This is a genomic window from Polaromonas sp. P1_F9 (assembly GCF_056405615.1).
In genome coordinates this window covers 1,081,571-1,089,398 of record NZ_JBFUBT010000001.1, presented here as the reverse complement: position 1 = coordinate 1,089,398, position 7,828 = coordinate 1,081,571, and the positions used below count along the sequence as shown (strand labels likewise).

Here is a 7,828-nt window from a genome sequence, read left to right as displayed (position 1 = left end):
ACATCACACCGGCCAGCCTGGCGGTTACGGGCGTGGGCGCGAACAACAAGGTGTACGACACCACCACCACCGCCACGCTCAATGGCACCGCAAACGTCGCGGCCCTGGGCGGCGATGTGGTGACGGTGGGCGGTGGCAGCGGCACCTTCGCCGACAAGAATGTGGGCAACGGCAAGGCTGTGACGATCAGCGGCTACACACTGGGTGGGGCCGATGCTGGCAACTACACCGTGGTGCAACCTACAGGTATCGCGGCCAACATCACGCCGGCCAGCCTGACTGTGACCGGCGTAGGCGCAAACAACAAGGTTTACGACACGACCACCACAGCGACGCTGAGCGGGACAGCGGCGGTGACAGCTTTGGGTGGCGACACGGTGACGGTGGGCGGCACCGGCAGCGGCAGCTTCGCCAACAAAAATGTGGGCAATGGCAAGGCCGTCACCGTCACCGGCTACACCCTCGGCGGCGCCGATGCCGGCAACTACACCGTGGTGCAGCCCACGGCAGTGACCGCCAACATCACACCGGCCAGCCTGGCTGTCACGGGTGTGGGAGCCAACAACAAAGTCTACGACACGACCACCACGGCGACGCTCAATGGCACGGCCAGTGTTGCCGCTTTGGGCGGCGATGTGGTGAACGTGGCTGGCACGGGCAGTGGCACCTTCGCTAACAAGAACGTGGGCAACGGCAAGGTCGTCACCGTCACCGGCTACACGCTGGGCGGCGCTGATGCGAGCAACTACACCGTGGTGCAACCCACGGCGGTGACCGCCAACATCACCCCCGCCAGCCTCACGGTCACAGGTGTGAATGCCAACAACAAGGTCTACGACACCACAACTGCAGCCACGCTCAGCGGAACAGCCGCGGTGACGGCCCTGGGCGGCGATACCGTGACGGTGGGCGGCACCGGCAGCGGCAATTTCAATAACAAAAACGTTGGCAACGGTAAAGCTGTGACGGTTACCGGCTACACACTGGGCGGTGCCGACGCCAGCAACTACACCGTGGTGCAGCCTACGGCAGTGACTGCCAACATCACACCGGCCAGCCTGGCGGTTACGGGTGTAGGGGCAAACAACAAGGTGTATGACGCGAGCACTGCAGCCACCCTCAACGGCACAGCCGCTGTGGCTGCTTTAGGTGGTGACGTGGTGAATGTGAGTGGCGGTAGCGGCACTTTTGCTGACAAGAATGTGGGCAACGGCAAGGTCGTGACCGTGGCCGGCTACACCTTGGGCGGAGCCGACGCCGGCAACTACACCGTGGTGCAGCCCACCGGCCTCGCAGCCAACATCACGCCGGCCAGCCTGGCTGTTACAGGCGTCGGGGCCAACAACAAGGTCTACGACACCACCACCAACGCCACGCTCAACGGAACGGCGGGGGTCACAGCCCTGGGCGGTGACGTGGTGACTGTGGGTGGCACCGGCAGTGGCGCCTTCGCGAACAAAAACGCGGGCAACGGCAAGATCGTGATGGTGACCGGCTATACGCTGGGCGGAGCCGATGCCGGCAACTACACCGTGGTGCAACCTACAGGTGTCACGGCAAACATCACACCGGCCAGCCTGGCTGTCACCGGTGTAAATGCGCAGAACAAGGTTTTTGACGGAACGACTGCGGCCACTTTGGGCGGTACCGCCGCCGTGGCGGCCCTGGTCGGTGACGTGGTCAGCGTCAGTGGCGGCAGCGGTGCTTTTGCCAATGCGAATGTGGGTAACGCAAAGCCCGTGACCGTGACCGGCTATACCCTGGGCGGGATCGACGCGGCCAACTACACAGTGGTGCAACCCACCGGGCTGACCGCCTCCATTACTCCCTTGCCTGTCACAGCCGCGCCCGCACGGGTGGGAACGCTTGGGCGGGGAGGCGCTGATGACGGTGCCGACGCCGCCATGCAACAGGCCGTGGATGGGACACGTTCCAAGTCAGAGCTCGTCGAGGCATTACCCGTCCTGCGGGTTACCCGCAGCGCAAGCACCGATGCCTCTGGTGGAGAAGAAATGGTGGTTTCCGGCGGGGCCGTCGAGGTGCTGCGGGATGTGGTTGCCACAGTGAGAAGAGATCCGCGCCTGCATATCGTTGACGGCGGCGTGCAGCTGCAAAACGGTGTGCTGGCCGCTCAAAAGTAAATACCGCCACCCCACAAAAGTTTTCTAATGAAATGCAACGTATCCGGTAAGCACGCTGTGCTGCTGTTGGCAGCCGCGCCCCTGTTCGCGGCCCAGGCGGCTGACCCAATGCCGGTTGATATCGGCACCATCCTCCAGCAGGTCCAGCCGTCCCAGCAAGCCGTCCCATCGCCCCGCGGAGAAAGGCCGCCCCTCAGCAATGAGGGGAATGTCCCGCCGCCATCTGCGCGTCCCGCCGTGACGGTGGATGTCAAATCGATCAACATCATCGGCAACACCCTCTTCGAGACAGCCACGCTGCATGCACTGGTGGCCGATGCTGAAGGCAAAAGCCTGACGCTTGACCAGCTCGACGAAATGGCGGGGCGCATAGGCCAGTACTACCACAGCAGGGGCCAGACCTTTGCCCGGGCCGTGGTGCCTGCGCAGGTGATCCAGTCGGGCGTTGTTCGCTTTCTGGTGATCGAGGCGCGCTACGGCAAGGTCGGCGTCAACAACCAGACGCGCGTGAACGACTTGCTGCTGCAGGCAACGGTAGCGCCGCTGAAAAACGGGCAGCCAGTCGACCAGGCCTTGCTGGACAAGTCCCTGCTATTGCTGTCGGACATACCCAGCGTGGTGGTGCAGGCAACCTTAAGGCCCGGCGACGGGATGGGTGCCTCCGATCTGAGTATCGATACCACGCCCGGCCCGGCGGTTTCAGGAAGCCTGGTTGTGGACGACTACGGCAACAGCTATACAGGAAGAGCCCGCCTGGGCGGTACGGTGTACGTCAACAACCCCTTGAAGCATGGCGATGTCCTGAGCCTGAGCGGCCTGAATTCCGGGAAGGGGCTGAGCTACGGACGGGTGGGCTACGAATCATTGTTGAACGGACAGGGCACCCGCGCAGGAGCCGCCTATTCCTTGCTGGACTACAAAATTGGCGGGTCTCTTGAAATACTTGGCGCGCATGGTTCCGCCGAAACCGGCAGCCTCTGGGGCAAGCATCCGCTGGTGCGAAGTCAGACGGTCAACCTCTATGGACAGATTCAGTACGACACGGTGCAGTTGCGCGAGCGTGTAGACGTGGCAGGAATGAAAACTGACCGGCATCTTGACTCCTGGACGTCGAGCCTGACCGGGGACTGGCGGGACACCTTGCTGTCCGGCGGCATCAACACCTGGAGCCTGGGATGGACCCGGGGCAGGGTGGTTTTTGACGCTGCAGAGGCGCAGCTGGACGATGCGGCCAGTGCACGAACACAGGGCTGGTTTTCAAAGACCAATCTGGGCTTCTCCCGCCTGCAGCGCCTGGGGCAAAACAGCACGCTGCATTTTTCATGGGCAGGCCAGTGGGCCAACACCAACCTCGATTCGTCGCAAAAAATGTCCGTGGGTGGGCCCTACTCGGTGCGTGCCTACGATGTGGGTGCGCTGTCGGGTGATACGGGTTACCGCACAAGCGTCGAGCTGCGCTACGACCTGGGGCAGGTTGTTGGCGGCAAGCTCCAGGCGGTGGCGTTCTGGGACGGTGCCTACCTGAAGGTCAATCAACGGCCGTGGGTGGCAGGTGCCAACAGCGCGACGCTCAGCGGAGCGGGGGTCGGCCTTGACTGGACCGGGCTCAACCAGTGGCGGGCCCGTGCCTACCTGGCCTCACCCCTGGGGTCGACACCCGAGCTGATCAGGACGACAGATTCGACGCGTATGTGGACCGAGGTCGCCTACAGTTTTTGAAAGGCTCCGCTGTTTGTGCCCATTCCTGGCTTGTGGGGCCAGGGCTGTCAATTCGCGTAGCCCCGTGGTGCTATTAAATCAATAGCTACTCAGGATTGTTTTATAAGGGCCACAGCCTGTTTTCACTGTAAAAATCAGATGCCGGCGGGTTTTTTGAGCGTCAGCATCCTGTCCTGGGCCTTGAGCACAATGGTTTTGACTTCTGCACCCTGCAGCACCGTCAGCCTGACTTCTGCATCGGGCGCAGCACGGTCCCACAGCTTTTTATAAAAAGCTTCGAGCGTGGCCACCTTGGCGTCGTCCACTGCCAGCACCACGTTGCCCGCCTCCAGCCCGGCCAGGTCTGCAGGGCTCTCCTTGCTGACCCGCAGGATCTGTATGCGCCCGCCCTGGTCATTGGAGGTGATGCCCAGCCACGGCCTGCGGCTTTTCGTGCTGGCGCCTGAACGCTGCAGCTCCGCGAGGATGGGGCGCAGCAAATCGACCGGCACAAACATGTTGCCCGGCAGGCGGCGGTTTTCGCCTGTGGCATCAGACACCAGCAGCGAGCCTATGCCCATCAACTCGCCTTTCTGGTTGAAGAGCGGGGCGCCACTGTGGTTGCCGCCGCTGGCCATGATGGGTGGGCTGGTGAACAGCGCCGATTCGATGTGGTATTCCCAGCTGCCGGAGAACGCGCGCCGGCTGACCAGCCGGGTCATGCTCACGTCGCCGTCCTCATCGGCCTGCGGGCCGGTGACGGCCATCAGCGGCTCGCCCGGCTGCAGGTCTTTGCCGTTGCCCAGGGCCACTACACCTACTCCACGCAGCGGCAGCAAGGGACGCAACAGCCCGAAGCCGGTCGCCAGGTCATAAGCAACGGCGCGCGCCGGCAAGGTGCGGTTGTCTTGCGTCACGATTTCAATGTGTTCGGCCTCCAGCATCAGGTAGCCGATGGTGAGGATCAGCCCGTCCGGGCTGATTTGCACCCCCGAGCCGGCACGTCGCAGGCCCAGCGTTTCGGCCGAGCGTGCATCTTCCATCGCCGTGACCTTGACGCCGACCACCGCCGTCGTGGCGCGGGTCAGCGCGTCCATCATGGCCTGCGCCGCGGGGGGTTGCACGGTGGCCGCATGTGCGTTGGCAAGCCAGGGCGTGCCAAACAGCAATGAGCTTGAAAGGAGGATGCAGAGCCACTGACGCAAGGTGCACATGACGGACTCCTGAACGGAAGGAACAATCCCAACGCAGCTCAAGAATGCACGCTAATAAATGGCGTTACAAGCGGCAGGGTCAAAAGAATCTTGGGAAGTGCGTAACAAACATTCAGCGCAATCACTACCCAACTTGCCATGTCTCGTTTTTTGACCTCAACGGGGTCTGCAAAAGGAGGGGGACGGGGCGAAAAAATTCTTAGCCAGCTAAGTAGTGACGGCACCAAGTTCAAAAGCAATATGTATTCCCGTAGTTTGGAAATGACTAAGTAATTAGTACCCAAATCGATATTGAAAATAACGTAACTGGCTGCTGCAAGCTCTGCGTATTGCGATACAGTTTGGAACAAATAACAGGGAGGGGCTCGCCACCGGGCCTTGGGACATGCCAGACAAAAAAGCTTACTGCGGAAGATTTGCGCCAGCCACATGTGCGATGGCACCTGTGCGTTCGCAGCGATTCCTTCGCTGTGGCCGGGGCTGCAATTGACCGCTGCGAGCGCGGTAGCCCAGGAGTCCCCGCCCCCGCTATCAGCGGCGCCGGGAACTGAAGAGCCGGCACCCCCGATCAACGCGCTGGCTGCCTTGTGCCTGGTGGCGCGCTTTCACCAGGTTGCCGCAGACCCCCATACCCTTGCCCACCAACTCGGCGTTTCCCCGAGTGACGACATTGACGCCAGCATATTGCTGCGTGCGGCCAAACACCTCGGGCTCAAAGCCAAGCTCTCCAAATCCAGACCCGACCGCTTGAAGCTCGTCCCGCTGCCGGCCCTCGCTTTTCTGAAGCCCGCAGACGACGCAGCAAGCAGCACCGGTGCCGCCGGCAAGCAAGTCCGTACGGTCATCCTGGCCCAGTGCGACGGCCAGCGTGTGCTGTTTCAGGACCCGGCCACGCCGTCGAACAGGCCAACGATCGAGTCGGTTGAAGTCTTCGCAAGCCAGTGGACGGGCGAGCTGATCCTCATCACCAGCCATGCCGCGCTGGCGGGTGAGCTCGCCAAGTTCGACTTTTCCTGGTTTGTGCCCAGCCTTGTCAAATACCGCAAGCTGCTCGGCGAGGTGCTGCTGATTTCCTTCATGCTGCAGCTGTTTGCGCTGGTCAGCCCGCTGTTCTTCCAGGTCGTGATGGACAAGGTGCTGGTACACCGAGGCCTCACCACGCTTGACGTGCTGGTCATCGGCCTCGTGGTGGTGGTGCTGTTTGAAAGCATCCTCAACGGTTTGCGCGCCTATGTCTTCAGCCATACCACCAGCCGTATCGACGTTGAACTGGGCGCGCGGCTCTTTCGCCATCTGGTGCAATTACCGCTGGCCTACTTCCAGGCGCGGCGCGTGGGCGACTCGGTGGCGCGCGTGCGCGAGCTGGAGAACATTCGCAGCTTCCTGACCGGCAACGCGCTCACCGTGGTGCTTGACGTGCTGTTCTCGGTCATCTTTATCGCCGTGATGTTGTTCTACAGCGTGCCGCTGACCCTGATCGTCATGGTCAGCCTGCCGCTGTACTTTGGCTTGAGCCTGGCCGTGGTGCCCATCCTGCGCCAGCGGCTGGACGTGAAATTTGCGCGTGGCGCCGAAAACCAGTCCATGCTGGTCGAAACCATCACCGGCATCCAGACCGTCAAGGCCAGCGCGCTCGAGCCCAGCTTTGGCAAACGCTGGGACAACCAGCTCGCTGCGTACGTCAGCGCCAGCTTCAAGACGCAGAACCTGGCCACGTGGGCGCATGAAGGCATCAACCTGATCGGCAAGCTCGTGAACGCTGCCACGCTCTGGTACGGCGCGCACCTGGTGATGAACAACGAGCTCACTGTCGGCCAGTTTGTGGCCTTCAACATGTTTGCCCAGCGCGTGGCCCAGCCCATCATGCGCATGGCCCAGCTGTGGACAGACTTTCAGCAAACCGGTATTTCTGTTGCGCGGCTGGGCGACATCCTGAACACCCGCACCGAAGTGCCGCCCAGCAGCGCCGCGCAGCTGCCGCCCATCAAGGGGCGCATCACGCTCGACGGCGTGGTGTTCCGCTATCGGCCAGAAGCGCCGCCCGTGCTCCACGGCATCAGCCTCGACGTGAAACCCGGCGAGATCATCGGCATCGTCGGCCGCTCCGGCTCCGGCAAAAGCACGCTGACCAAGCTGGTGCAGCGCCTGTATTCACCCGAAGGCGGCCGCCTGCTGGTCGACGGCATCGACATCAGCCTGATCGACGCTGCCCAGCTGCGCCGCCAGGTCGGCGTCGTGCTGCAAGAGAATTTGCTGTTCAACCGCAGTGTGCGCGAGAACATCGCCATCACCGACCCGGCCGCGCCGATTGAAGCGGTGGTGCGCGTGGCGCAACTGGCCGGCGCGCATGAGTTCATCAGCGAGCTGCCCGAAGGCTACGACACGCATGTAGGCGAGCAGGGCTCATCACTCAGCGGCGGGCAGCGCCAGCGCATCGCCATTGCGCGTGCGCTGTTCACCAATCCGCGCATCCTGATTTTTGACGAAGCCACCAGCGCGCTCGACTACGAAAGCGAAGCCATCATCCAGCGCAACATGGCCCACATCTGCAAAGGCCGTACCGTGCTCATCATTGCCCACCGCCTGAGCGCCGTGCGCCACGCGCACCGCATCATCGTGATGGACAAAGGCAAGATTGTTGAAGCAGGCCCGCACGACGCACTGATCCAGAAACCGCAAGGCCTGTATGCGCACCTCTGGCGCATGCAGGACGGTAAACAACCGATGGAAGGGGCCTCGGCATGAGTACCGGTCCTGAAGATCAAAAGCCGGTAG

The 7,828-nt window shown here is 62.4% G+C and carries 4 protein-coding genes; 3 read left to right on the top strand and 1 reads right to left on the bottom strand.

Annotated features, from left to right (window positions below; all coding sequences use genetic code 11):
* On the top strand, positions 1-2,141 hold a 2,141-nt coding region (locus tag AC1DYR_RS05065; protein WP_477704099.1), incomplete at its 5' end, for a beta strand repeat-containing protein.
* A 27-nt stretch (positions 2,142-2,168) separates the two neighbouring features.
* A complete protein-coding gene (locus AC1DYR_RS05060; RefSeq protein WP_477704098.1) occupies positions 2,169-3,860 on the top strand; it encodes a ShlB/FhaC/HecB family hemolysin secretion/activation protein in 1,692 nt (563 codons plus the stop codon).
* 134 nt (positions 3,861-3,994) lie between these two features.
* On the opposite strand, the gene AC1DYR_RS05055 is transcribed toward AC1DYR_RS05060, so the two are convergent.
* Positions 3,995-5,053 carry a S1C family serine protease gene (locus AC1DYR_RS05055; protein WP_477704097.1) on the bottom strand — a complete coding sequence of 353 codons (1,059 nt, stop codon included), beginning with the start codon at positions 5,051-5,053 and terminating at the stop codon, positions 3,995-3,997.
* Between the two features lie 429 nt (positions 5,054-5,482).
* Here AC1DYR_RS05055 and AC1DYR_RS05050 point away from each other — a divergent pair, with 429 nt between their 5' ends.
* Entirely contained in the window at positions 5,483-7,798 is a 2,316-nt protein-coding gene (locus AC1DYR_RS05050; RefSeq protein WP_477704096.1) for a type I secretion system permease/ATPase, read from the top strand.
* Positions 7,799-7,828: the final 30 nt, after the last annotated feature.